This is a genomic window from Halanaerobium hydrogeniformans (assembly GCF_000166415.1).
Taxonomy (GTDB): domain Bacteria; phylum Bacillota; class Halanaerobiia; order Halanaerobiales; family Halanaerobiaceae; genus Halanaerobium; species Halanaerobium hydrogeniformans.
Map to the genome: position 1 here is coordinate 2,462,192 of NC_014654.1, position 25,623 is coordinate 2,487,814.

Sequence of the window (25,623 nt, forward strand, 5' to 3'; positions counted from 1 at the left end):
TTCTCCTCAATAATTAGATTTTAAATCAGTGAACACTATTAGGATTGACATGAACCAATACATCTTTTACATCATCATTTTCTGAAATTATTTTTTGTTTTACATCTGCTGCAATATTATGTCCCTGTCTAACTGTAATTCGACCACTTACAACTATTTTTAAGTCTACTATATACCGAGGCCCGTAACTTCTGATTTTAATATCAGAAACATCGATTACACCTTCGATGGTCTTAGTCGTTTTATAAATTATATCTATTTTTTCTTTTGATGGTCTTCCATCCATTAATTCATAAGAGGTTGTTTTTAATATATCATAACCTACTTTAAATATTAATACTGCTACCACTAAACCAGCTAAAGGATCCAAAACTGTAAAACCCATTCTAGCTCCAGCTATACCAATTAAAGCTGCAATAGAAGATAGTGCATCAGAACGATGATGATGAGCATCTGCAATTAAAGCTCTACTATTTATTTTTTTACCTATAATAATTGTATAACGATATAATAACTCTTTAGCAACTATAGAAATAAAAGCTACTATAAGCGCTACAAATCCAGGCTGAGAAATTTCTCCACTGATTAAGGTTAAAAATGCTTCACGACTAAGAAACACAGCGGTTATAATTAAAATAACTGCCAGAAGATTTGTCCCTAGAGCCTCTGCCTTTTCATGACCATAAGGATGGTTTTTATCTGCAGGAGTTTCAGAAAGTTTAATGCTAATTAAAACTATTAAAGTTGAAGCCATATCTGATACAGAATGAAATCCATCTGCAATCAAAGCTGTACTACCTGCAAAAAAGCCCATAGAAATTTTTAGAATTGCTAATAATATATTAGCTATTAAACTAATATATGAAACCTTTTTTCCTTCTTGATATCTATTATTTTTTTCAAGCACAAAATCACTCCCAGTTGATTATACAACTATTTATATTTTTTCTTTAATTTGTTATTTTACAAAGTAGTGTACAATAAGTTGTGTAAATAGATTTTTTTCAATAAAAAAAGAGGAATCCTTCTTTGAATGGTTGAAATATTTATTAGCGAAATAAACTCAACCCAAAGGAGGACTCCTCATGAACAGTATACCCGAAAAAAACAGTGATGGTCAAGTTGAATTTCACGATTTAATCATTGAACTCATCAAAAATTTTCTCGAGAATTTCCTCAAGGCTGAATTAACTGAATTTCTAAACTATGAAAAACATGAATACTCAGGTAGAAACTCTGGCAATAGTCGTAATGGATCTTATCTTCGTGATTTCTTAACTCAGTTTGGCAGTATTAAAGGCTTAAATGTTCCTAGAGATAGAAATGGTGAATTCCAAACTGAACTATTCCAACCATATAAACGCTATGATAACTGGCTTGAAGAAGCTATAATAAACATGTATGCTAATGGCCTTTCCACCCGCTATGTAGCTGATTGGATAGAGCAGATGTATGGACAAAAATATAGCCCTACTACTATTAGTAATCTAACTAATGTTGCTCTTGAAGAGGTTAAAAAGTGGAAAGAAAGACCACTTCAAAAACGGTACAGCGTTATTTTTATTGATGGCATGAGCATAAAAGTCAGACGAGATACTGTTGCAAATGAATCTGTATATATTATCATTGGTATCAATGAAGACGGCTATCGTGAAATACTTGATTTCTACATTGGTGCAACTGAATCTGCTGCTTTATGGGAAGAAGTACTAAGTAATTTAAAAGAACGCGGAGTCCAGGAAGTCCTACTAGGTGTTATAGATGGACTCCCAGGACTTAAAGATTCTTTTCTAAAAGTATTCCCTAAAGCGGATGTGCAGCGTTGTATAGTTCATAAAGTGCGTAATACAATAGTCAAAGTTAGAAAAAAAGATACTGATGAAATCGTTAAAGATTTAAAAAAGATCTATAGATCTCCCAGCAGAGAGTTTGCAGAAAAAGCTTTAGAAGAATTTGATTTTAAATGGAGTAAAATCTATCCTAAAGTTACTCAAAGCTGGTACGTAGATAAAGATGAACTATTAACATTTTATAAATATCCAGAAAGCATACATAAAGCCATATACACAACAAACTGGATTGAAAGAGCCAATAAAGAAATCAAAAAAAGATTAAAGCCTATGAATAGTTTGCCTAATGTACAAGCAGCTGAAAAAATAATTTATTTAAAGATTATTGAGTACAACTCAAAATGGTCTGATAGAAAGATGAGAGGATTTTTAGCTGCAAAAGATCAGCTCCATCAACTATTTAAAGAACGATACTGATTTATTTACACAAGATTCTTGACGTTATCTTTTACAAAGTCAATTTATTATATCAATTAAAACAATTAATCGCAATTATCATTATAATAAAATATAGTTTTTTCAAATAATAAAAGACTGCTCTTTAAATTAACCATTTAAAAGGCAGTCTCAAGTTTAATTGTTTTTTAAGCTTATTAATTATTTAATTAAGTAGATTTTTTTCCTATTGCAAACTCATTAATTAATTCTAATTACTTTTTAATCTTTTTTTAAAGTAAATCTAATCTTTTCCTGCTATTATGTAATTAAGCTAAAGAAATACTTGCACTTCCCTTTTAAAGCTGCAAAACACAGCTATTAATATAGATAAGAACTTAAGTACTTTTCTCCTTGTTTTTCCCGCTCTTTTCCCGGGGCGGGTTTTTATTTTTGCCCACTCTTAAGTGAGTGGGTTTTTTTATTCAAGAAATTTTTGATTAAATTCTTCAGCTTTCTGATTATAATCAATTATTTCTTCATTCAATTTTTCTGCTTCATCTAAAGAATCAATAACTTCAAATACTTTTAGAACAGCAAAGACACTCAAATAAGAATTTCTATTATCACTATCATTAATTGCTGCTCCAATTAAAGCTCCTTCTCCAAGTAAAAAAAGTGCTCCTTTTGGCCACCAACTCTCTGTATATGCATGGCCTGCTGAAGGGATTACAGTAGACATTAAAGCAGCCTGAAATTTAGACTTCAATTCTATGGTCTCTATTTCTCTTTTATCAGGTTCAAGTTTATGCAGTTCCCAATAAACATCACTACCCCTTAAAGATCTATTTTCTTCCAGATAATCTACAACTCTTTTCCCATTATTATCTCTAGCGGTAGGATCTGCATTTTTAGCCAATAGTAACTCAATAATTTTAGGATTAGAATTATTTTTTGCAGCTGACATTAAAACACTTTTGCCGCTGTATGACTGTAAATTTACAAAAGCTCCATAAGATGTTAAAAGATTTAAATAAGCAGGATCTTCATGTCTTCTTACAGCATAAAAAAGCACAGTTTCTCCTTTGTGATCTTTAAGATTAACCCTAGCTCCATTCTTTAATAAAAAGTCCAGAGCGTTTAAATTATTATCAGTTACAGCATAAAAAATTGCTGTTTTACCATTATCATCTCTCAGATTAATATCAGCTTCATTTTTAAGCAGATAATCTAATTCAGAAATATTTCTTCGGGCTGAAACAGCGTAAGCCAGTACAGTTTTACCATTATTGTCCCTGGCATTAACATCTGCTCCCCAATCAATCAGAGTTTTGATTAAATCATGATTGCTTCTAGCTTGATAAGCAGTCATTAAAGGTTTAACACCTCTATTATTACCCAGATTCGGATCAGCTCCAAACCTTAATAAATACCAGATATTTCCCCTTTTATTATTTTCTGCAGCCAAATGAAGAGCCGTATTACCAGCTTCGTTTTTAAGATTTAAGTTTCTATCAAATCGCATTACTTCTCTTAAAATTTCAGGATTGTTATTATAAGCTGCAGCATACATTAAAGCAGTCCAACCAGAGGAATCACGATAATAAATATTTGCTCCTTCTCTTCTCAGTAATCTAATTACTGCAGGATAAGGATTTTCTGCTGCAGCTGCCAGATAGGGAGTTATACCATCTTCGTCAACCATATTAACATCTGCTCCCTCAGCAATTGCGTCTGCAGCTTCATTTACTCCAGCATTTTTTATCAACTCAATAAAGCTTAGATCTTCAGCTATTACTGGATTAGTTATTAATAATGAAACTATTATAAAGAATATGCTTAAATTTATTTTAGTTTTCATATTAAAATCCCTCCCTGCAGTTTATACATTTTTTATGTTATTTTAATGGCGGAAATGTCTTTTTCCTGTAAAGACCATTGCGATCCCTAATTTATCACAAGCCTCTATAACTTTATCATCTCTAATTGAACCACCAGGTTGAATTATTGCTTTAATCCCCAACTCAGCTGCTTTTTCTACAGCATCAGGGAAAGGAAAGAACGCATCTGAAGCAACAACACCATCACGTTGACGTCCTTCTGCTTTACGACCAGCAATTATCATAGAATCAACCCGGCTCATCTGACCTGCGCCTACACCAACTACCATTTGTTCCTTAGCCATAACTATAGCATTAGATTTAACATGTTTAACTACCTTCCAGGAAAATAATAAATCTTTAATTTCCTCTTCTGTAGGAGCTTTTTTTGTTACAACTTCGAGCTCATCAGCAGTAGTTTGTCCCAGATCTCTGTCTTGAACCAACATTCCTCCCGTTACTTTTTTCATACTATAACCAGGTTTATCATAATTTATTTTTAATTCACCTGTTTTTAAAATTCTTACATTATCCCAGCGTTTTTTAAGAATTTTAAGTGCTTTTTCTTCATAATCGGGAGCAATCACTACTTCTACAAATTTATCATCTTTTGCTATTTCAGAAGCTGCTTCTGCAGTTATAGTTCTGTTTGACGCAACAATTGAACCAAAAGCAGAAAGCGGATCACCTGCATGTGCTTTGAGAAAAGCATCTTTTACATTATCTCCTAAAGCCATACCACAGGGATTAGCATGCTTAATTACAGCTACAGCTGTATTATCTTCAAATTCTTTCACCAGTTCTAAAGCTCCATCAGTATCATTAATATTATTAAAAGATAGTGCTTTACCATGTAGTTGTTCCGCAGTTGAAATTGAAGGTTCATTTGTTTTTCGTTCTAAATAAAAAGCTGCTTTTTGATGAGGATTTTCTCCATAACGAAGATCCATTTTTTTATCATATCTATCAAGTCTAATTTCTGGCATTTTCTCTTTCTCTTTATCTTCAAGAGCCAGGTCAGATAAGAAATCTTGAATTAACTGATCATATTCTGCTGTATGTCTAAATGCTTTATAAGCAAGCTTAAGCTTTTTAGATTTATTTAAAGCACCTTCAGCTGCTTTCATCTCATTTAAAATATTGTCATAGTCAGCTGGATCAACTACAACAGCTACATCCTGATGATTTTTTGCAGCAGAGCGTATCATAGTAGGTCCACCTATATCAATGTTTTCAACGGCTTCTTCTAAAGTAACTCCTTCTTTTTTAATTGTCTCTGCAAAGGGATATAGATTACAGACCACCAAATCAATCGTTTCAATATCTTGAGCAGCAATTTCTTTTAAGTGTTCTTTATTATCTCTAACAGCCAAAATTCCACCGTGAACTGCTGGATGAAGAGTCTTTACTCTACCGTTCATCATTTCCGGAAAATTAGTCACTTCACTAATATCTGTGACCTCAAGTCCACTTTCTTTTAGCAAACTACCTGTTCCACCTGTTGATATAATTTCTACATCAAACTCTTTTAATCCTTTAGCAAAATCTACAATTCCTGCTTTGTTTGATACACTTATGAGAGCTTTTTTGATTTTAGACAAATTATTTCTCCTCCTTCAAAATTTTAACCTTTCTTCCCTCTAATTTAATCCTGTTTTCTGCAATTAATTTTACTGCTTCTGGATAAATTTTATGTTCTTCTTTTAGTATTCTAGCTGCCAGATCTTCAACTGTATCATCTTCTTCAACCTTAACAACAGCCTGTAAAATGATCGGTCCAGTATCCATTCCTTCATCTACAAAATGAACTGTACATCCACTATATTTTACCCCATAATCTAAAGCCTGTTTTTGAGCATTTAAGCCTTTAAATGCAGGTAAAAGTGAAGGGTGTATATTAATAATTTTATTTTTGTATTTTTTTACAAATAGAGGTGATAAAATTCGCATATATCCTGCTAATACAATTAAATCTATTTCTGCCATTTCTAAGATATTAATTATTTCTTTTTCATATTCAATTTGATTTTCAAAATGCTCTGGATTAATAAAAATATTTTCTATTTCTTCACTTTCAGCTCTTTTTAGAGCACCGGAGTTTTCTTTATCACTCAACAAAACTTTAACTTCAGCTGGAACTTCTCCTCTATTAACTGCATCAATTATTGATTGAAAATTAGAGCCCCTTCCAGAAGCAAATACTGCAATTTTAAACACTCTATCACCCCATCTCTATTATCTCACCGGCTATTTTTATCTTCATACCATAATCTTGCGATTTCTCAATCTCTCCAATTTGATAAGGACTTTCCCCCTGTGCTTTTAATTCTGACATTATTTCTTTTTTATCTGAAGGATCTATAATCAAGACCATTCCGATCCCCATATTGAAAGTTCTTAACATTTCAAAATCATCTATTTTTCCTGCTTCCTGGATAATTTTAAATATTTTTTGTTGCTCCCATTTTGATGAATCTATTTCTGCTGCTAATTGCTCTGGTAAAATTCTGATAATGTTTTCTATTAATCCTCCTCCAGTAATATGAGCAATTCCATTTATGGAAAGATAATAATCTTCCAGGGTAGATAGTACAGATTTCACATAAATTCTGGTTGGCTTGAGCAATTCTTCTCCCAAATTATTTTCTAATCCAGGTATTTTTTCCTGATAGTCATAGCCAGCTTTATTAAATAAAGCTGCTCTGGCCAGGGTAAAGCCATTACTGTGGAGACCATTTGAAGCTAAGCCAATAATTAAATTACCTTCTTTAATATTTTGACCTGTAATAATCTTGGACCTGTCTACTATTCCAACTGCAAATCCTGCTAAATCATATTCTCCATCTTTATAAAAACCAGCCATTTCTGCAGTTTCACCACCAATTAAAGCAGCTGAAGATTCCTGACACCCTAATGCTATTCCCCTAACAATCTGAGCGGTCTTTTCTGGCTCCAATTTGCCTGTTGCTAAATAATCGAGAAAAAATAATGGCTTTGCTCCCTGGGCTAAAATGTCATTTACAGACATTGCCACTAAATCAATCCCAATACTATCATGTTTATCAAGTTTAAAGGCAAGCTTAAGTTTTGTCCCAACTCCATCTGTACCGGATACCAGAACAGGTTTTTCATATTTACCTAAATCTAACTGAAACAGCCCACCAAAACCTCCCAGAGAATTTAAAACCTCTGGTCCATGAGTTGCCTCAACATCTTTTTTCATCAAATTTACAGCCTTTTTCCCGGCATCAATATCTACACCTGATTCTTTATAATTAAGGCCCACTAGTTTTCCTCCTCAATTAAATATTTATTACTAATTGGATAATCACCATCAAAACAGGCAGTGCAAAAACCTAATTTTTTATCAGTATTAATTGCTTTAAGCATACCTGTTTGAGAAAGATAATGAAGACTTACCGCACCTATGCTTTCTGCAATCTCTTCAACCGTATTTCTACTGGCAATTAGCTCCTGTCTACGAGAAGTATCTAAACCAAAATAACATGGGTGTTCTACCGGAGGTGAAGAAATTGCCATATGGACTTCACTTGCTCCAGCTTCTTTTATTCTTGAAATAATTTGTTTGCTGGTTGTCCCCCTTACAATTGAATCATCAATCAAAATAACCTTTTTACCCTCAATAATTTCTTTGATAGGAGCTAATTTAAGCCTTACTTTAAGATCTCTAATTGCCTGAGAAGGCTGGATAAAAGTCCGCCCTACATAACGATTTCTTAATATTCCCTGGGCAAATTCTATTTCTGATTCTTCGGCAAAACCCAGTGCTGCAGGAATTCCTGAATCTGGAACTGGTATTACTAAGTCAGCTTCTAAATCCATTTCTTTTGCAAGTTGTCTTCCCATTTCTTTTCTTGCTAAAAGAACATTTTGACCCTCTATATTACTATCAGGTCTGGCAAAATAAATATATTCAAATACACATAAACTACTTTCCTTAGACCCACTATATTTTCTGCTTTTTAAACCATTTTCATTAATTATTACAACTTCACCTGGTTCTACATCTCTAACGAATTCTGCGCCAACTATATCAAAAGCACAGCTTTCTGAAGCAACAATATAGCTGTTACCAGCTTTTCCAATTGAAAGAGGTCTAAAACCCTTTGGATCTCTTATTGCAACAAGACTATCTTTGGTCATTGCAACAATACTAAAGGCACCTTTAAGCTGGTGTAAACTTTGGATTAGAGCTTCCACGATATCATCCTCTAAAGCCCTTGCTACTAGATGAGCAATCACCTCAGTATCTAAAGTGGAATGAAATATTGAGCCATTCATTTCTAAATTATACCTAAGTGTCTCTGCATTAGCTACATTACCATTATGGGCAAGAGCAAGATCTCCTTTAATACTATTTATTAATAAAGGCTGTGCATTTGCTAAATGACTGGAGCCGCTAGTTGAATAACGAACATGCCCAATTGCCATTTCACCTTTCAAGTTCAAAAGATCCTCTTCATTAAAAACATTCTCTACTAAACCCATTCCTTTATGAAGATCAAACTCTCCTTCGTGATTTGCACAAATGCCTGCACTTTCTTGGCCTCTATGCTGAAGTGCAATTAAACCAAGATAACTCAAATCAGCTGCACTACTTTTTCCATCAGCATTAAAAACACCAAAAACTCCACATTCTTCTCTCATTTTGTCTGCTCGATATTTCATTTCTGAACTGCAGACTTTTTTCTTTTGTTTATTTTGTTTGCTTATATAACTGTTATTTTTATTGGATAATTTAATTTTTAAATTAGAGAAGTTATTTATTTCTCCCATTCTTATTTTCAGCCCCTTAATTAATATAAAAATTGAATCAAAATATCTGTTGAATGTTAAATTTTATTTTTCCCAGTAATTCTCTGTAGCATCTCTATATAGCCTGACTCTACATCACCAAGATCTTTCCTAAATCTATCCTTATCAAGTTTTTGTTTAGTATAAGTATCCCAAAAACGACATGTATCAGGAGAAATCTCGTCAGCTAAAATGATCTCTCCAGAACTAGTGATGCCGAATTCTAATTTAAAATCAACCAGATCAACTCCCTTGCTTTTTGAAAAATCTCTTAAAACTCTATTGATTTTTTTCGCTTTTACTGTTATTTCATCAAGCTGTTCATAATCTGCCAGTTCTAAAATTTCAATATGCGAACGATTAATCAAAGGATCACCAAGCTGGTCATTTTTATAGTAAAATTCTACTATAGGTTTAGAGAGCTCAATACCTTCTTCAATCCCCAACCTTTTAACGAGACTTCCTGCAGAAATATTTCTAATCACAACTTCAATTAAAATTATATCAACTTTTTTAACTAAAGTTTCTCTTTTATTTAATTCTTTGATAAAATGTGTTTTAATTCCTTTTTTTTCTAAAACTTCAAAAAAGGCGTTAGATATTTTATTATTTATAATTCCCTTATTTTCAATCTGCCCTCTTTTTTGACCATCAAATGCAGTTGCATCATCTTTAAAGTAAACTATTAACTCGTCTTTGTTATCTGTTTTAAAGATCTTTTTGGCTTTACCTTCATATAAGATTTCTTTTTTCTCCATTTGACTAACCTCCTGCCAGTTAAAGCTTTTTAATTTAAATTAAATTCTGCACGCCAGTTATTGACTATTTTTTCTGTTTTTTTAGCTGCTATTCCCGTATATTTAGCTGGATTTAAGATTAATTCTTTTTGTTTATCATTAAAATTCTCCCAGTAACCTTTTAAATCACTACTTTCTGCAACTAAATCTTTTAAAGAAAGATCTGTGCTCTGAGCCTTAAGAGTTAATTTCCTGACTGCTTCATGAGCATCTGGATGACCTGCAGCAGCTAACAATATATAAAGTGGTTCAGCTACAATCATCCTTTTGTTTTGTTCAAAGTTCTTTTTAATATTTTCTTGATCAACCAACATCTTTTTACTAACTCGATTTAATCTTGCTGCTGCAGAAATTAAAGCTGCAATTAATTCTGGAACAAAACGTGAAGATGCTGAATTGGTTAAATCTCTCTGATGTTCAGAAAGCTGATCCATATAAATGGTATTCATTTGAGGCATAAAAGCTTTCCACATGCTTTTTACATTCTCATAGTTAATTGGATTTCTTTTGTGAGGCATAGTAGATGATCCAACCTGTTCTTCAGCAAAATGTTCACCTATTTCTGCTATTTCTGAACGCTGTAAATGCCTCATATCATCGGCAAAAGCAGCCAAAACTCCAAATGTTGATACAAGACTATGAATAAAGTCAGTAATTGCTTCTGCAGCAACAATCTGGGTAGAATGTTCCCCAGCTTTAAGCCCTAGTTCTGCTAAAACTTCTTTTTCAAATTCTTCTGGATCATCAAAAAAGATACTGCTAGCATTATATGCTCCAACTGCTCCAGAAAATTTCCCGACTAATTTTTGAGCTTTAGCTTCAACCTCTTTAATTCTCTCACCGAATCTGCTCACATATTCTGCAATTGTAAAGCCAAAAGTTATTGGTACTGCATGTTGACCGTGAGTTCTGCCGATCTGAACCCTATCTTTTTCTCTTTCGGCAATTTCTAACCAGGTCTTTTCTAATTCAATAAGTTGGGGAAGAATAAGGTCTTCTGCAGCTTTTTTATAACGAAGTGAATTTGCTGTATCAACAATATCATAAGATGTAGCAGTAAAGTGAATATATGGTCTTGTTTCTTTGCTAACTTTTTTTTGAATACAATTAACAAGTGCTCTTATATTATGCCTTGTTTTTGCTTCTTCTTTATAGACTTCTTCAGTATTTAACTCTTTAATGGCTTTTTCTACTTCTTGAGGAGCATCTTGCGGACAAATACCTCGTTGGGCCAATACTTTTACTAAAGCTAATTCTACTTCTGCCTGAAAATAAATAGTGGCATTTTCAGAAAGATACTCAGATAATTCAGAAAAACTTTCCCCTCTAGAGTAGCGATGGTCAAGTGGACTTATATTGGCAAAAATATCTCTAGTCTGCAAATTTTTCGCTCCTCTCAAAATATTCTTTATATCCTAATTCCTCTAATGAGGAAGCTGTAGCTAAAACTTTATTTTTCATTTTTTCTCTATATTCTTTCTGCTTTTCTCTTAATTCAGGATCTTTTCTGGCTAAAATCTGTACTGCCAAAAGTGCTGCATTTTTTGCACCATTAATAGCCACAGTTGCAACTGGAACCCCTGGAGGCATCTGAACTATTGAATAAAGTGAATCCAAACCATTTAATTTGGAGGTCTTAACCGGAACTCCTATTACCGGAAGATCAGTCACAGCTGCTGTCATTCCTGGTAGATGAGCTGCACCACCTGCGCCAGCAATGATTACATCAAAATTATTTTTCTCTGCATTTTCTGCATAATTATATAACCTTTCTGGTGTACGATGAGCAGATACAACAGTTAGTTCATATTCAACTGCGAATTCATCTAATATTTCTGCGGCTTCTTTCATTACCGGTAGATCAGAATCACTGCCCATAATTATCGCTACTTTAGAATTCATAAAACTCTCACTCCTATTTAGACTTGATTTTAAAGATTATTTAAAAAATTAAATTTCACCTTTTATTTCAATCAATTTGCTCGCTTCTAAAGCCCTTTTTTCTGCCTCACTACGATTTTCAGCCAGCACACAAAGATGGCCCATTTTTCTTCCGGGTCTTGCTATATTTTTATTGTAGATATGTACTTTCACTCCTTCAACTGCAAGAGCAGCTTCTAAACCGACCACTTTTGCTTTCCCTTCACTTCCACTTCCTAATATATTTCTCATTACTGCAGGCCTCAGCAGAGTAGTTTCTCCCAGTGGTAGAGAGGTGATGGCCCTTATATGTTGTTCAAATTGAGAAGTTAAGCAGGCTTCAATGGTATAATGACCAGAATTGTGGGGGCGAGGTGCTATTTCATTTATTAAAAGATCATCGGATTCAGTCACAAACATTTCTACACAGAACATACCTATTCCAGTAAATACCTCTAGAACTTCAAAGGCTAATTTATCAGCTTTTTCTTTTAAGCTAGCCGCAATCGAGGCGGGAACTTTTGTTTCATATAAAATATTATCTTTGTGCACATTTTCTGCAATCGGAAAAACTTTCATTTCTCCATTCAGACCTCTACAGGCTAGAACAGATATCTCTTTTTTAAACGGTATATATTCTTCCACCATTAATTTTGCATTATCCCCACCTAATTGCTGATAACTTTTTTTTATATCCTTTGGGCTATCAATAACTATATTTCCCTTACCATCATAACCACCTGTACAACTTTTTAACATTAAAGGATATGAAAATTTTTGAGCTGCTTCTTTAATATCATCTATACTGCTGACTTTTATAAACTTAGGCACGGGAATATTATTCTGACTGAGCATATTTTTTTGATGAAATTTATTTTGTATTATTTCTAAACTTCTAGCCGTAGGATAGATCTTATGACCTTCACTTTCTAAATCTTTTAAAACCTCTACTCCTATATGTTCAAATTCATATGTCAATATATCAGATTTACTAGCAAGTTTTCTAATAGCAGCTTTATCATCAAAATCAGCTATGATATGCTCATCAGCAATACTGTCAGCCGGACATTTTTTAGTTGGATCAAGTATAATAACATAAAAGCCCATTTTTTTTGCCTCTAAAATCATCATTTTTCCAAGCTGACCACCACCGATAATCCCGATCTTTTCTTTGATCTTATCTTTAATCTCCATTATAAACCTCCTAATACAAAATAACTAATTATACTCTTTGCAGGGCTTTATATCCTATATCATGTCTAATATGAAAGTCTTCAAATTGGATTTTTTCTACTCCTTTATATGCCTTTTCAATCACTTCTGTAAAGCCATCTGCTAAAGCTGTAACAGCCAAAACACGGCCTCCATCAGTAAATAATTCTCCATTAACAGCTTTTGTACCTGCCTGGAAAACTATTAAATCATCTCTTTCTTCGAACATTTCTATTCCGGTAATTTTTTTGCCAGTTTCATATTCTACAGGATAACCACCTGAAGCCATTACAACACAGAGAGCTTTTTTAGTAGACCACTCAATTTTTAGATCTCCTAATTTATTATTTAAAACTGCTTCAATTATTTCTAATAAATCGGTTTTTAAAAGTGGCAAAACAACCTGTGCTTCTGGATCTCCAAAACGAACATTATATTCTAATACTTTAGCTTTATTATTTTTTATCATCAAACCAAAATATATTATACCCTTAAAATCAATTCCTTCTTTCTGCAGGGCTTTTAAAGTAGGCTCCATTATCTCTTTTTTTATTTCTGACATCATTTTTTTGTCAACAACAGGTGCTGGCGCATAAGCTCCCATACCACCTGTATTTGGACCTTCATCTCCATCATAAACTGGCTTATGGTCTTGAGAAGGAATCATTGGTACTATACTTTCTCCATCACAAAATGATAAAATAGTTGCTTCTTCACCTTCCAGGTACTCTTCCACAACTATTTTTTCTCCTGCCTGACCAAACTTCTCATCAATCATAATTTTTTCAACAGCATTTAGAGCTTCTTCTAGATGCTGAGCTACTATAACCCCTTTACCAGCTGCCAGACCTTCTGCTTTAACAACAATAGGTACTCCTTTTTCTTTGATATATTTTCTGGCATCTTTGGGATCAGAAAAACTCTTATATTCAGCTGTAGGAATATTATATTTCTGCATTAAATTTTTCGCAAAAACTTTACTGCTTTCTAATTGGGCAGCATCTTTTGTAGGACCAAAAACCTTAATACCATGTTCTTTAAATAAATCAACAATGCCGGCAGCTAAAGGAGCTTCAGGCCCTACTATGGTAATATCTATTTTTTCTTTTAGGGCAAACTCCAGTAAACCCTGATGATTATTTTCTTCAAAATCAAGGTTTTCACCAAATTTAGCAGTCCCTGGATTACCGGCTGCTATATATAGTTCGTCAACCTTATTACTTTGTGCGAGTTTCCAAGCTAGTGCATTTTCTCTTCCACCACTTCCGATGAGAAGAATATTCATTCTATCCACCCCTAGTTTGATTTTTTCTCAGATATCCTAAAATGAATTGTAGAATAACTGGATAATTGTGTACTAAATAAAAAGAGCCCAGGTCAGGAAGACTCTACATTAATTGAGTAGAACCTCCCCGCCTGGGCTTTTATCCCTTCGGTGTGATATATCAATATCTGTACCGCTCGGACCAGCCAGCCTTAGCTGCGGAAACCTAGGTACACTTCCCTCATAGGCAAACTGTTTAAGGCAGTTCGGTAGAGACTTGTGAGCCATATTCTCACTATTATATGAGGTACAAATTCAGTTTTGACTTTAGTTCATACATGTCAATATTAACAGATGAATTTTAAGAAGTCAAGCAGTAATTAAATTTTTAATTCTTCAGAAATCATTCTTAAATCATGGAAAAAGCTAAGCACTTCCGAATGATGCTGCGCTAAATCGGGATTATGGAAAGTATAAACACCTTCGGCTTGAGCAGCTTAAACCGGAGCAACTCCTATGATAATAGAAAAAAGCATTGTTGTAATCATATCAAGATCATCTGTAACCTTAATTCCGACTGCTTTTGTTTTCGCTCTCATTGAAGTTCCATGTTAATAATTTTCTGAAAATGTTAACTGCTTTTTAGATTTTATGACAATATTATTATAAAATTATAAATAGTATAAATAAAACTCTTTTACTGCTTTCACTATTAGATTTGACGTAACACATAAAAAATTGGAGGTATTAAACATGAAAATTAAAGTTTTTTGGCTGGTCTTAGCCGTAACCTTAGTATTTTCAATCACAGTTCAGGCTCAAATTAGAGTTGGTAGTTTTCCTCAAGAAGTTGAAGATCAGTTTATGAGAGAACCTGACGGTGTAATTGTTGAAAGCTGGGTAGAAAATCTTAATATACCCTGGGAATTAGTGTTTTTAAGTGAAGAAAGAGCATTAGTTTCTGAAAGAGATGGGAAAATAAGATTGATTAAATCAGGAGAATTACAATCAGAACCGTATCTAGAAATAAATCTTACTGCAATTGGAGAAGGTGGTTTAATGGGAATGGCAGTACATCCAGATTATCCTGATGAAAACTATCTATATGTTATGTATACCTATAGAGGTGCTGATGATAATGTTTTAAATAGGGTTTCTAGATTTGAAACAAAAGCCGAAACTGCTACAAACGAAGAAATATTAATCGATGAAATACCTGGTGGCAGAAATCATAATGGTGGGAGAATTGCTTTTGGTCCAGATGAAATGCTATATATAACAACAGGTGACAGCTGGAATAGAGAAATTGCTCAAGATTTAAATATTCTAGGTGGAAAAATATTGAGACTTACTGCTGAAGGAAATATTCCAGATGATAACCCCTTCGAAAACTCTCCAGTTTACAGCCTTGGTCACCGTAATCCTCAGGGGCTTAGCTGGCATCCAGAAACAAAAGAGCTCTTTATTTCAGATCACGGTCCTTCTGGAGAAGATAACTTACAAGCTAAAGATAGAATTAAGCAGGTTAATGCAGGTGACAATTTTGGCTGGCCTGAAAAAATCGGTTATTTTGAAGATTGTGAATTTGCGAACCCGCTGATCATGTGGGAAGATGCTGTTCCTCCATCTGGTATGACTTTTTATAATGGAGATCTCTATGTTGCTACTTTGCGCAGTCAGGCCCTGGTGAGAATTGTTTTAAATAATAAGAAGAATTATGAAGTGGAGACTATAGAAAGATGGTTTAAAGAAAAAGATGGCCCTTCTACTTTTGGCAGGTTAAGAACTGCTGTAAAAGGACCAGATGGATTTCTATATCTTCTCACAAGTAATAGAGATGGTAGAGGCAATCCAATTGCAGAAGATGATAGAATTATTCGATTAAAAATTGAAAATTAATATTTCGCTTCATTAGATTGAGAGTTTCTTGTTAATAGCTCTTAATCTAATGATTTTTATTTTTAAAAAATTTTCTTTTAATTCCATTAAAGTCTATCTCTACAGTAAAAAGCCAGGCAGCAAAAATGGTAGTTATCGGTGCAACAAGTACTATACCAATGCTTCCTACCAATATTCTTAATATTTCCGATACTATAATCCTTAGATTAAATATTCTTCTATATGTTGTTGTTCTTGTCATAAATGCCATCATCAAAGTTAAATATCCACCTGAATAAGCCAAGAGAAGGGTTGTTGTCATTGTACCTATTACATCACTACCAACATTAAACCCAGACTTTGTTAATCCTTTCATGTCAATATCTGGTCTTCGAGCTTTAAGTTCTTTAATCGTAGTTGCCATATCCATGGCTATATCCATTGCTGCTCCAGAAGAACCAATCACAACTGCAGCAAAAAATATATCTCTTACATTTAGATGCATATACCCTCCTGCCATTAATTCGCCTACATAAGGAGAAGACATGCCATCTAGGGCAAGCATTGAACCAAAGAACATTGTTAAGCCAATAGTAATAAAGAGACTACAGGTAGTACCAAAAAAGGCTGATAACCCTTTTTTCGTAAAACCAGCTATAGAAAATAAGATTAAGGCAGATAAAATTGCCAGAATAAAAGCTGTAAACAAAAGTGGATTTAACCCGTTTAGCAAACCAGGTATCAATACCTGCCAGATTAAAATTATACTCGCAATAAAAGAAAATAGAGCTTTTAAACCAATATATCCAGCATATAATAACAATAAAGTAATAAAAACTCCGAGTAAAACTAACAGCCAACCCTGCCTGTATATATCTAAGGCTAAAGCTGAAGCTATCTCACCATCTTCTGTTTCAGATATTGCAACAAGAATTTCATCCCCTATTTCAAAACGATAATCCCAGCCCAAATTACCAGATAGATTATTGGCAGCATTAACTTTTTCTCCACTAAATTTTCCTTCTTTTATTTCTACTCTTACTCTTTGAACTCCTGTTCTGGATATTCCAACTCCTCTAACATCACGCTCATCAACTTCTAAAACATGAGCTCTAAATTCTCTAGAATCTTCATCAATCACACTTAAATTATTAATTAATAAAAATAAAAAAGTAATTATTAAAATTGCTAAAACTAATCTTTTAATTGTTTTTTTCTGCATTTTTCCCCTCCAGAAAAAATATAAATAACAGGTGAGGTTATATAACCCCACCTGTTAAGTAACCTGATAATTTTAATCAATTAACTTTTGAAGTTAATTTTATAGTGCTGGTACTTCAACATCTAACTCTAGACCTAAAATAGCACCTGTTAATTGTCCTACATCAGTATTATCAAGAGCAGCATCAAAGTATTCTGCATTTACTCCATGGGCAGACATTGGAATAGTTGAACCTGTATGTGATGAAGTACTCCAACCAATTTTTGATCTTCTTGAAGTTATATGAGCTATTGTTGCTTGAGTAGGACTAATCCAGGGTGCCTGTGGCCAATAAGCTCCAAAATCTGCTACATCAGCTTCTACACCTTCTGCATCTTCTAAGTCCATAGCATTTTCAAGCATTTCTATTTCAAAATCTTCAAGATCATCTATACCAAAAATATTTTCCATGTCAGCATAAAGTTGATCTCTATCACCAGTATAAGCAAAGCCTTCTTCTACTGAGCCACTAACTTTTGTCACTGGTTCTAAGTCTAAGAAATAATCATATTCCATACCTTCACAACTATTTAATGATAAACCACCAGTTTCATGGTCTCCAACAACGATAATTAATGTTTCATCAGGATATTGTTCATAGAAATCTAATGCTACTGCTATTGAATCATCAAAAGCTAAAGTATCATAGATTGTACCTGCAACATCATTATTATGAGCAGCATGGTCAATACGGCCACCCTCTACCATCATTATAAAACCACTATCGTCAGTTGTTAAAGCTTCGATTCCTCTTTCAGTTAATTCAGCTAAACTAGGTTCTTCTGAGTCAACTCTATCAATCTCATATGACATGTGAGTTTGGTGAGGAGTATATAATATTTTACTTTCAGCAGTTGGCTGATAATCTCTAAACTTCTGAGTATCTTCTGCAGATCTAAATACAGAATAACCAGCTTCTTCATATTCTCTAAAGAGATCTCTACTATCTTCTCTGCTTGATCCATCAACTGTTTGTGGTAGGAAATGTCTGTATCCTCCACCTGCTAAAAAGTCAATGTCATTTTCTAAATACTGTTCTGCGATTTCATTTTCCATACTTCTATCAAGAACGTTAGCTCCAAAAGCACCTGGAGTAGCATGAGTAATTCTTGCTGTAGAAATTAAACCTGTATTCATACCCTCTTTGTTTGCAGCTAATAATACGGTTTCTAATGGATTACCATCTGGATCAACAGATATTGCATTTCTAGATGTTTTAATCCCAGTTGCCAGAGCTGTTGCAGTCTGCCCTGAACCAGGAACTATAGTATCTGATCCAGTAGTTCTAGTTGAACCATGAACATCTAACTGATGCATTGTTAAACGATCACCAGGTTGTTCTGCTTCATGATCAATAAAACTTTCACCCATATCTTCGTAACTATGAGTAACTTCTTCTTTATTTTCAAATTGAGTATAAAATTCAGCTAAAGTAGTATGAGCATGTGCCATTCCATCACCAATGAAATAAAATACATACTTTGGACTTTCAGCCTGAGCAACTGTGCTATTAGCAATTGCTACGCTTCCCATCATAAAAGTTACAAATAAAACTAAAACAAAAACACTTAATAATTTTTTCTTCCCAAATAAAGCTTTAAACATTTGTAAATCCCCCTAATAGTATTTTAATTGTTCTAAATAATGATATTTGCCAACATTGTTTACTTTTTATCCCCTCACTTTCTCAAAAATACATACAGTAGTTTTAATTTAACTGAGTTTTTCTGCTTCAACTGCCTATATAAATTGCAATTATCATTCCAATCAACCCAATAATTTAAAATTTAACTCTAAAATTTGATATTTTTTAAAAAAAGCTTTAAGATGCCTGTATTAACAGAGAATCAATTATCAAAAAATCGAGTAGGAGGAAAATAATTAATTTATTTTCCGTCCTCTCACACCACCGCAGCGTACCGTTCGGTACTGGGCGGTTCATTAAGTATTAGTTGCTTGTGCATATCTTTCCGTAAAACTGAAGTATCCCAGTTTCTTTAATAACTGGTTGGTAAAGGTTCTTGCAAGTATTGGGCTATTGGATATTCTCCAGTAGCCTTTCCTTGTGTTAGCATATTTCCATGCCTTAGCTTCTTTGATACCCAGTTTCCTGAGCATCTTAAAGCGGGTTCTAATTTTCTTCCACCTCTTCCAGTAGCACATTCTTATTCTTCGTCTTGCCCACTGGTCAAGTTCCCTCATCTTTCTTTTCATATCAGCTATTTTATAGTAGCTGACCCAGCCTGTGATTATCTGTTTTAATTTCTTAAAACGATATTTCATTGTCCATGGCTTACTCCTTGATGTGAGTGCTTTTATCTTTCCTTTAATTTTCTTAATCGATTTCGGGTGGATTCTAACCCTTACTTCACCTTTCCTACTATAGAATGAAAACCCTAAGAATTTTCTTCTCCAGGGTCTGCCGACTGCACTTTTCCTTGCATTGACTTTAAGTTTGAGTTTCTTTTCAACAAATACAGTTATGCTTTCCATAACTCTCTTGGCCGCTTTTCTGCTTCTGACATAGATCTGACTATCATCAGCGTAGCGACAGAATTTATGATTGCGTTTCTCCAGTTCTTTATCCAGTTCATCCAGCATTATGTTGCTGAGCAGCGGACTTAACGGGCCGCCCTGGGGGCAACCTTTATCATCTTTACTGATTACACCATCAATCATTACTCCTGAGTTAAGGTAAGCTCTTATTAACTTCAGCACCCTCTTATCCTGCACTTTCCTGGCTACTAAAGACATCAGTTTATCATGTTGAACAGTATCGAAATACTTTTCAAGGTCTATATCGACCACCCATGTATAACCGTCATTTATATATTCCCTGGCTTTATTTACCGCCTGGTGTGCATTTCTTCCAGGTCTGAATCCGTAACTGTACTCTGAAAATCCCGGATCAAATATTGGCGTCAGCTGTTGTGTTATTGCCTGTTGAATCATTCTATCTATTACTGTTGGAATACCAAGTAGTCTTACTCCACCACCAGGCTTAGGTATTTCTACCCTTCTTACTGCCTGTGGTTTGTAATTACCTTCCAGTATATCTTTCAGAAGTTGACTGCCGTTTCTTTTAAGGTGGGGTAGAAGTTCATCTACACTCATCCCATCAATACCATGGCTGCCTTTATTTCCTACAACTCTTTTATATGCCTTATTCAGGTTTGGAGCTGCAAGAATTTTCTCCATCAGATTACTGGAGTCTGCCTTTTCACCGTTTCTTTCCTTCGGCAACGCCGCAGAAACACTCTGCACTCTCTCATTACTTCCAGCTTCCAGCCTTTTCTCCTGAGAGCAGCCTTCATATGAAGTTGTCTGCTTTCTATGTGTTTCCGTCGAGTTGTTCAAATTTAAGAAACCTCCTAATGTTTCATCCTTCAATTAGTGTATATATCCACCAATCTACTATGACCTCTGCTGCATTCTGACAGTTCAACTCTTGCATTACTGCAGAGTTTATTGCTTAGAAATTCATCACCACAATCTACTGTCAGACCTTCCCTGGTTAAGAATATTTGCTTTCACTACATCTATCTGCTGTATTTACACTTCCCGTCTCGAATAGTTTTGGGCTTTGTTTTGTTATGCAAACTTACCCACAAGATTGTGCCTTTTTTATACAGTTCGTATTCCTCAGACCGAAGCTTTGCCTCCAACTTCCTTCAGATTCCACCTCACGGTGGACACCCTTGTCTTCAGCTAGTGGTTGGCACTATTGACCCCCACATCAGACTTTCACTGACTAGCAAATATCCATGCCAGGCAAACATAAAAAGCAGAAGACTCTTAAAAAAGTCTACTGCTTTATTAATAAAATATAAATATTCGATTTTTGTGTATTTTCAGATAATATTCACAACTCAAGTGTGAAATTTACTCAAGTAATTTTTTAAATTCCGGATCATTTTCATATTTTTTTATCCAATTATATATAGTTTTTCTTGAAATACCCAGTATTTCAGCTGCTTTTGTTTTATTTCCACTACTTTTTCTTAGTGCAATAAGCACCTTTTCCTTCTCGGTTAAAACTTCTTTAAACTGTTGATTAATACTATTTTTTATTTCTTGAGGGATATCCATTACAGTTATTTTTTCACCTTTAACAGTAATTACAAGTCTTTCGCAAAGATTTTCTAATTCCCTGATATTACCAGGCCAATTGTATTGTTGAAGTAATTTTAATGCTTTATTGGAAATACTCATTTTATTAATTCCTTCACGCCGAGAAATTTTATCAATAAAATGTTTAGTTAATATTTTTATATCTTCTTTTCTTTCCCTTAAAGGGGGCACATGAATCGGGATAACATTTAGCCTATAATATAAATCACTTCTAAATTTATTCTCATCAACCATTTTTTTAATATCCCTATTTGTGGTTGCAATAACTCTTAGATCAACCTGAATACTTTTGTTCTCTCCTACCCGTTCAAATTCTTTTTCCTGTAAAACCCTTAGTAGTTTTGATTGGGTATTTAAATCTATCTCTGTAACTTCATCTAAAAGTATACTACCACCATCTGCTATTTCAAATTTTCCTTTTTTATCTCTTACCGCTCCTGTAAAGGCGCCTTCTTTATGTCCAAAAAGCTCTGATTCAATTATATTAGGACTTAAAGCAGCACAATTTACCGCTACAAAATTTTTATCTGCTCTAGATCCATTATTATGAAGTGCTTTTGCAACAAGTTCTTTTCCAGTTCCACTTTCTCCTTGAATTAAAACTGTAGAACTATAATCAGCGGCCATATCAATCATTTCAATTAATTTATTAATTTTATCACTTTGACCGATTATTTCTCGATATTTTTCTCGCTTAATTGTCAGATTTTTTGTGTCTGATTTCCCAATTAAGTTAGCTATTTTAATTTTCAATTCATTATAATCTAAAGGTTTTGTTAAAAATTCGGAAGCCCCCATTTTTATAGCTTTAACCGCCATCGGAATACTACCAAATGCTGTCATAAAAATAAATTCAGATTTAATTCCATTATTAATTATTTCTCTATAAAATTCAAGCCCATCCATTTCAGGCATCTTTATATCAGAAATAATTAAATCAGGTTTATAAAGTATTGCTTTCTCTATAGCTTGATAAACATCATTGGCATATTCGACTTGATAATTTTCTTCTTCAAGTATTACTTTTAAAACTTTAGTAATATTTTCTTTATCATCAACTATTAGTATTTTTGCCATTATTATTATCATCCTTAAAAATTGGTAGTTTTATTTTAAAAACTGTATTATTATTTGATTCAACATCTATTATTCCATCATGTCTTTCAATAATTTCTTTAGAAATACTTAAGCCTATTCCGCTACCGCTTTTTTTAGTTGTAAAAAAGGGATCAAATATCTTTTCAAGATTTTTTTCTTTAATACCACTTCCATTATCTTTAATTAACACAGTTATAAATTTTTCGTCATTGCTTAAAACAATTTTGATATAACCCTTTTTCCCAACTGCTTCAATAGAATTTAATAGTATATTTGTAAATACACTTTTTATTTTGTTTGTATCTCCATTAATATATGCTTCTTGATTATTAAACTTTTTAATCAATTTAATTTTTTTGTTCTGCAGCATTGGTTTTAATAAAACAAAGATATCATTAATTAAATTATTAAGATTGATTTTTTCAAAATCATAAGATTTAATACGGGCAAAACTTAAAAATTCATCAAGAAAACTATTTAAGGAAGTAATTTCTTCTTTAAGTATATTGTAAAAACCACCATCAGAGTTTAAATCACCCTTTAACTTCATTACCTCAACCGATCCTGAAATTGCTTCAAGAGGATTCCTTATTTCATGGGCCAGATAGGCAGACATCTTTCCTATTGTAGCCATCTGTGCTTTTTCAACCAATCGTTTTCTAATCACTAACATCTCTTCATACATCCAACCGATAGAATTATATAACTCATTTAATTCTTCAGGAGGTTCAGCCTTTTCTAAAGTTTTTATATCAAAATCATCCTCCGGAATTTTACGTACTCTTTCAGCAAGTATAGTCAGAGGTTCAAAAAAATATTCTGCAGTAATATTAATAATAATAATTAACAATACTAAAGCCACAGTTAAAATTAGCATTATTAGCTTAATAGAATAATTTATTCTATCTAACATTGACTGCTGAGATAAAACAACAATCGATTTACCCATATCAACACCATTAACATTAATAGTATCAACAGTTATTAAATTATTATTTTCCCATAAAAGTTGATCCTCACTATAATCAAAGTCTGTAAAGCTACCTTCTTCTTCTCTATTTAAAGAAGCGAGTATTCTTCCCTCATTATTTATTATTTTAGCTCCTATTAAATCCTTTTCATCTTCAAAAGATCTTACATTTTGCACAAGAGTACTGAATTCATGAATCAATATTGCTTCTTTACTAATATCAGCTAAAGTTCTTGCCAAAAGTTTTCCTCTTCTTTCTATCTCTTCTTGAAATATATCGCGCTGCTGAACAACTAATATATATCCAATCACGGTCATAATTAATAAAAAAATTAACATTATATAAATTATTAGACGCTTTTTTAATGACACAGTAACCATCCTCAATTAGGTTCACAAATTTTTACTTTTAATTCTGCTTAATCAATCAAATCAAAAGAACTCATATAATCTCTTACAATATCATAAAGCTTGTCATCACTTAAAACAAAACCATCAAAATCCAAACCTGACATTGCCTGTCTTCCAGCTGAATCTGTATTTAAACTTAAAAAAGCAGTGGTTATTTTATCCATCTCATTTAAACTAAGACCTTTTCTAGCAGCTATAGAAGATGCTGGCAAATAAAGAGAATGTGCAAAAATCTTAATGTCAGATAAATATTTTTGATTTATTGGATCTTCAAGTATAAATAATTTAATTACTCCCGCATCTACCAGCCCATAACTTACACTTCTTAAAACATTTTCATGTTTACCAGTGTATATTATATTGAGGTCTTCCTGATGGTCTATATCTATATCTCTCAACATATCTATCGGTATATAATAACCTGAAGTAGAGTCTCTTTTTGAAGTTAAAGCAAAATTTTTATCCCTTAAATCTTCTAATTTATTAATATCAGAATCTTTTTGGGTAATAAAACCTGCTCTATAGTAAGGAGTACCATACATAACCCTTAAGACAAGTGGTATACAATCTAATTCTTGATGGGCTTTAACATAAAAAACAGGTGAATAATAGGCTAAGTCAATTTCTTCATTTTTCATTTTTTCAATTAACTCATAATGATCTTTTGTAATAACCAATTCAATCTCAAGTCCACTTCTTTTTGAAACCTCATCAATGACCGGCTGCCAGCTTTCTAATTTTGATAAAGCTACCCTTTTAGCAGGAACTCCAAACCTAAGACTGTCTTCAGCAAAAACATTTTGATGAAATAATAAGGAAAATAGAAAAATTAGTATTAAAATATTTATTATTAGATTTTTATTCTGCATTGTTTTCTCTCCTTTTTTTGCTGTTAATTACATTATTCCATCCAAAATTCAAAATCCCTTTAAATTAGACTAATATTTTAAGATAAAAACTGAATTTTTAGTTAGTTAATGCTTGAATTAAAAATAATGGATTTAAAATATAAATAAGCCTATCATAAAGAAATAATACAAAATGATAGGCTAAAAAAGTTATTTTATTATTAGATAAAAATTCTATTTATGTCTTTCAATTAATTCCTTTCTAATTTGCTCAGGGTCAATATTTTTTTCAGCAAGCAAAACCAGCATATGATAAAGTAGATCAGCAGATTCTAAAATTAATTCTTCTGCTGTTTCATTTTTAGAGGCAATAATAACTTCTGCCGATTCTTCTCCTACTTTTTTAAGAATCTTATCTATACCCTCTTTAAATAAATATGTAGTATAAGAATCTTCCGGCATTGCTGCTTTTCGGCTTAAAATTAATTGATATAAAAAATCTACAATATTACTTTGTTTAAGAGCTTCACTTTTGTTTTTTTCAACAGCCATTTTACGAAAGAAACAGGAGGTCTCTCCAGTATGACAGGAAGGTCCAGCAGGGTCAACCATAAATAAAATAGTATCCTGGTCACAGTCATAATATATTTCTTTTATCTTTTGGGTATTACCCGAGGTAGCACCCTTATGCCAGATTTCCTGTCGAGAACGAGAATAGAAAACCGTCTCTCCTTTTTCCAAACTTAATTTCAAAGACTCCTCATTTACATAAGCTACCATTAAAATATCTTTTGTATTATAGTCCTGTACAACAGCAGGAATAAGATCGCTTTGATTATATTTAAAATCTATTTCTGCTGGATCTTTAATTATTTCTAACATTCTTTAACTACAACCTTTCTATACTTAACTA

20 protein-coding genes and 1 riboswitch are annotated in these 25,623 nt (G+C 33.1%); of the genes, 2 read left to right on the plus strand and 18 right to left on the minus strand.

Going from position 1 to position 25,623, the window contains the following annotated elements; translation table 11 throughout:
- Nucleotides 1-25: 25 nt before the first annotated feature.
- Nucleotides 26-907: a cation diffusion facilitator family transporter gene (locus HALSA_RS11490; protein ID WP_013406717.1), complete on the minus strand. Its 882-nt coding sequence runs from the start codon at nt 905-907 to the stop codon at nt 26-28.
- 178 nt (nt 908-1,085) lie between these two features.
- Between HALSA_RS11490 and HALSA_RS11495 the strand changes: the two genes are divergently transcribed.
- Nucleotides 1,086-2,267 (plus strand): IS256 family transposase, encoded by a 1,182-nt coding sequence (locus HALSA_RS11495; RefSeq protein ID WP_013404695.1) that lies wholly within the window; start codon nt 1,086-1,088, stop codon nt 2,265-2,267.
- Nucleotides 2,268-2,706: 439 nt separating this feature from the next.
- Here the strand turns inward: HALSA_RS11495 and HALSA_RS11500 are convergent, their stop codons facing one another.
- From HALSA_RS11500 to purD, 10 genes are read right to left on the minus strand one after another with little or no spacing between them, the layout of a single operon-like run.
- A complete protein-coding gene (locus HALSA_RS11500) occupies nt 2,707-4,086 on the minus strand; it encodes an ankyrin repeat domain-containing protein (RefSeq protein WP_013406718.1) in 1,380 nt (459 codons plus the stop codon).
- Nucleotides 4,087-4,128: 42 nt separating this feature from the next.
- Entirely contained in the window at nt 4,129-5,706 is a 1,578-nt protein-coding gene (purH, locus tag HALSA_RS11505) for a bifunctional phosphoribosylaminoimidazolecarboxamide formyltransferase/IMP cyclohydrolase (protein ID WP_013406719.1), read from the minus strand.
- A 1-nt stretch (nt 5,707) separates the two neighbouring features.
- The gene (gene purN, locus HALSA_RS11510; protein ID WP_013406720.1) at nt 5,708-6,322 is read right to left on the minus strand and encodes a phosphoribosylglycinamide formyltransferase; all 615 of its coding nucleotides are present in this window, start codon (nt 6,320-6,322) and stop codon (nt 5,708-5,710) included.
- 4 nt (nt 6,323-6,326) lie between these two features.
- Complete coding sequence (gene purM, locus HALSA_RS11515; RefSeq protein ID WP_013406721.1) at nt 6,327-7,391, minus strand: phosphoribosylformylglycinamidine cyclo-ligase; 1,065 nt, start codon at nt 7,389-7,391, stop codon at nt 6,327-6,329.
- Nucleotides 7,391-8,902: an amidophosphoribosyltransferase gene (gene purF, locus HALSA_RS11520; protein WP_013406722.1), complete on the minus strand. Its 1,512-nt coding sequence runs from the start codon at nt 8,900-8,902 to the stop codon at nt 7,391-7,393. The genes purM and purF overlap by 1 nt, the downstream gene beginning before the upstream one ends.
- Before the next feature lie 56 nt (nt 8,903-8,958).
- A complete protein-coding gene (purC, locus tag HALSA_RS11525; RefSeq protein WP_013406723.1) occupies nt 8,959-9,678 on the minus strand; it encodes a phosphoribosylaminoimidazolesuccinocarboxamide synthase in 720 nt (239 codons plus the stop codon).
- A gap of 29 nt (nt 9,679-9,707) precedes the next feature.
- The gene (locus tag HALSA_RS11530; protein ID WP_013406724.1) at nt 9,708-11,099 is read right to left on the minus strand and encodes a lyase family protein; all 1,392 of its coding nucleotides are present in this window, start codon (nt 11,097-11,099) and stop codon (nt 9,708-9,710) included.
- Nucleotides 11,089-11,619, minus strand: coding sequence for a 5-(carboxyamino)imidazole ribonucleotide mutase (gene purE, locus HALSA_RS11535; RefSeq protein WP_013406725.1), 531 nt, complete (start codon nt 11,617-11,619; stop codon nt 11,089-11,091). Before purE ends, HALSA_RS11530 begins: the two co-directional genes overlap by 11 nt.
- A gap of 48 nt (nt 11,620-11,667) precedes the next feature.
- Nucleotides 11,668-12,831, minus strand: coding sequence for a 5-(carboxyamino)imidazole ribonucleotide synthase (locus HALSA_RS11540; protein ID WP_013406726.1), 1,164 nt, complete (start codon nt 12,829-12,831; stop codon nt 11,668-11,670).
- Nucleotides 12,832-12,859: 28 nt separating this feature from the next.
- On the minus strand, nt 12,860-14,134 hold the full coding sequence (purD, locus tag HALSA_RS11545; RefSeq protein WP_013406727.1) for a phosphoribosylamine--glycine ligase: 1,275 nt from the start codon (nt 14,132-14,134) through the stop codon (nt 12,860-12,862).
- A 203-nt stretch (nt 14,135-14,337) separates the two neighbouring features.
- Nucleotides 14,338-14,439, minus strand: a riboswitch (purine riboswitch).
- Nucleotides 14,440-14,866: 427 nt separating this feature from the next.
- On the opposite strand from purD, the gene HALSA_RS11550 reads away from it, so the two are divergent.
- A complete protein-coding gene (locus HALSA_RS11550) occupies nt 14,867-16,012 on the plus strand; it encodes a PQQ-dependent sugar dehydrogenase (RefSeq protein ID WP_013406729.1) in 1,146 nt (381 codons plus the stop codon).
- A gap of 46 nt (nt 16,013-16,058) precedes the next feature.
- On the opposite strand, the gene HALSA_RS11555 is transcribed toward HALSA_RS11550, so the two are convergent.
- From HALSA_RS11555 to hisIE, 7 genes are all read right to left on the minus strand, one after another.
- On the minus strand, nt 16,059-17,213 hold the full coding sequence (locus tag HALSA_RS11555; protein ID WP_013406730.1) for a YibE/F family protein: 1,155 nt from the start codon (nt 17,211-17,213) through the stop codon (nt 16,059-16,061).
- A gap of 99 nt (nt 17,214-17,312) precedes the next feature.
- Nucleotides 17,313-18,857: an alkaline phosphatase gene (locus HALSA_RS11560; protein ID WP_013406731.1), complete on the minus strand. Its 1,545-nt coding sequence runs from the start codon at nt 18,855-18,857 to the stop codon at nt 17,313-17,315.
- A gap of 336 nt (nt 18,858-19,193) precedes the next feature.
- On the minus strand, nt 19,194-20,609 hold the full coding sequence (gene ltrA / locus HALSA_RS11565) for a group II intron reverse transcriptase/maturase (RefSeq protein ID WP_013405636.1): 1,416 nt from the start codon (nt 20,607-20,609) through the stop codon (nt 19,194-19,196).
- A 525-nt stretch (nt 20,610-21,134) separates the two neighbouring features.
- Nucleotides 21,135-22,460 (minus strand): sigma-54-dependent transcriptional regulator, encoded by a 1,326-nt coding sequence (locus HALSA_RS11570; protein ID WP_013406732.1) that lies wholly within the window; start codon nt 22,458-22,460, stop codon nt 21,135-21,137.
- Nucleotides 22,438-23,823 carry a sensor histidine kinase gene (locus HALSA_RS11575; RefSeq protein ID WP_013406733.1) on the minus strand — a complete coding sequence of 462 codons (1,386 nt, stop codon included), beginning with the start codon at nt 23,821-23,823 and terminating at the stop codon, nt 22,438-22,440. Before HALSA_RS11575 ends, HALSA_RS11570 begins: the two co-directional genes overlap by 23 nt.
- A gap of 47 nt (nt 23,824-23,870) precedes the next feature.
- Nucleotides 23,871-24,731: a phosphate/phosphite/phosphonate ABC transporter substrate-binding protein gene (locus HALSA_RS11580; protein WP_013406734.1), complete on the minus strand. Its 861-nt coding sequence runs from the start codon at nt 24,729-24,731 to the stop codon at nt 23,871-23,873.
- 213 nt (nt 24,732-24,944) lie between these two features.
- Nucleotides 24,945-25,592, minus strand: a complete 648-nt coding sequence (hisIE, locus tag HALSA_RS11585; RefSeq protein WP_013406735.1) for a bifunctional phosphoribosyl-AMP cyclohydrolase/phosphoribosyl-ATP diphosphatase HisIE — start codon at nt 25,590-25,592, stop codon at nt 24,945-24,947.
- Nucleotides 25,593-25,623 lie beyond the last annotated feature (31 nt).

Excerpts from the sequence above, each read along its gene's own strand:
- HALSA_RS11500 (WP_013406718.1), bottom strand. The coding sequence starts at position 4,086 with ATGAAAACTAAAATAAATTTAAGCATATTCTTTATAATAGTTTCATTA.
- HALSA_RS11495 (WP_013404695.1), top strand. The coding sequence starts at position 1,086 with ATGAACAGTATACCCGAAAAAAACAGTGATGGTCAAGTTGAATTTCAC.
- purE (WP_013406725.1), bottom strand. The coding sequence starts at position 11,619 with ATGAATTCTAAAGTAGCGATAATTATGGGCAGTGATTCTGATCTACCG.
- hisIE (WP_013406735.1), bottom strand. The coding sequence starts at position 25,592 with ATGTTAGAAATAATTAAAGATCCAGCAGAAATAGATTTTAAATATAAT.
- HALSA_RS11570 (WP_013406732.1), bottom strand. The coding sequence starts at position 22,460 with ATGGCAAAAATACTAATAGTTGATGATAAAGAAAATATTACTAAAGTT.
- purC (WP_013406723.1), bottom strand. The coding sequence starts at position 9,678 with ATGGAGAAAAAAGAAATCTTATATGAAGGTAAAGCCAAAAAGATCTTT.
- HALSA_RS11550 (WP_013406729.1), top strand. The coding sequence starts at position 14,867 with ATGAAAATTAAAGTTTTTTGGCTGGTCTTAGCCGTAACCTTAGTATTT.
- purF (WP_013406722.1), bottom strand. The coding sequence starts at position 8,902 with ATGGGAGAAATAAATAACTTCTCTAATTTAAAAATTAAATTATCCAAT.
- HALSA_RS11555 (WP_013406730.1), bottom strand. The coding sequence starts at position 17,213 with ATGCAGAAAAAAACAATTAAAAGATTAGTTTTAGCAATTTTAATAATT.
- HALSA_RS11540 (WP_013406726.1), bottom strand. The coding sequence starts at position 12,831 with ATGGAGATTAAAGATAAGATCAAAGAAAAGATCGGGATTATCGGTGGT.
- HALSA_RS11560 (WP_013406731.1), bottom strand. The coding sequence starts at position 18,857 with ATGTTTAAAGCTTTATTTGGGAAGAAAAAATTATTAAGTGTTTTTGTT.
- HALSA_RS11580 (WP_013406734.1), bottom strand. The coding sequence starts at position 24,731 with ATGCAGAATAAAAATCTAATAATAAATATTTTAATACTAATTTTTCTA.
- purD (WP_013406727.1), bottom strand. The coding sequence starts at position 14,134 with ATGAATATTCTTCTCATCGGAAGTGGTGGAAGAGAAAATGCACTAGCT.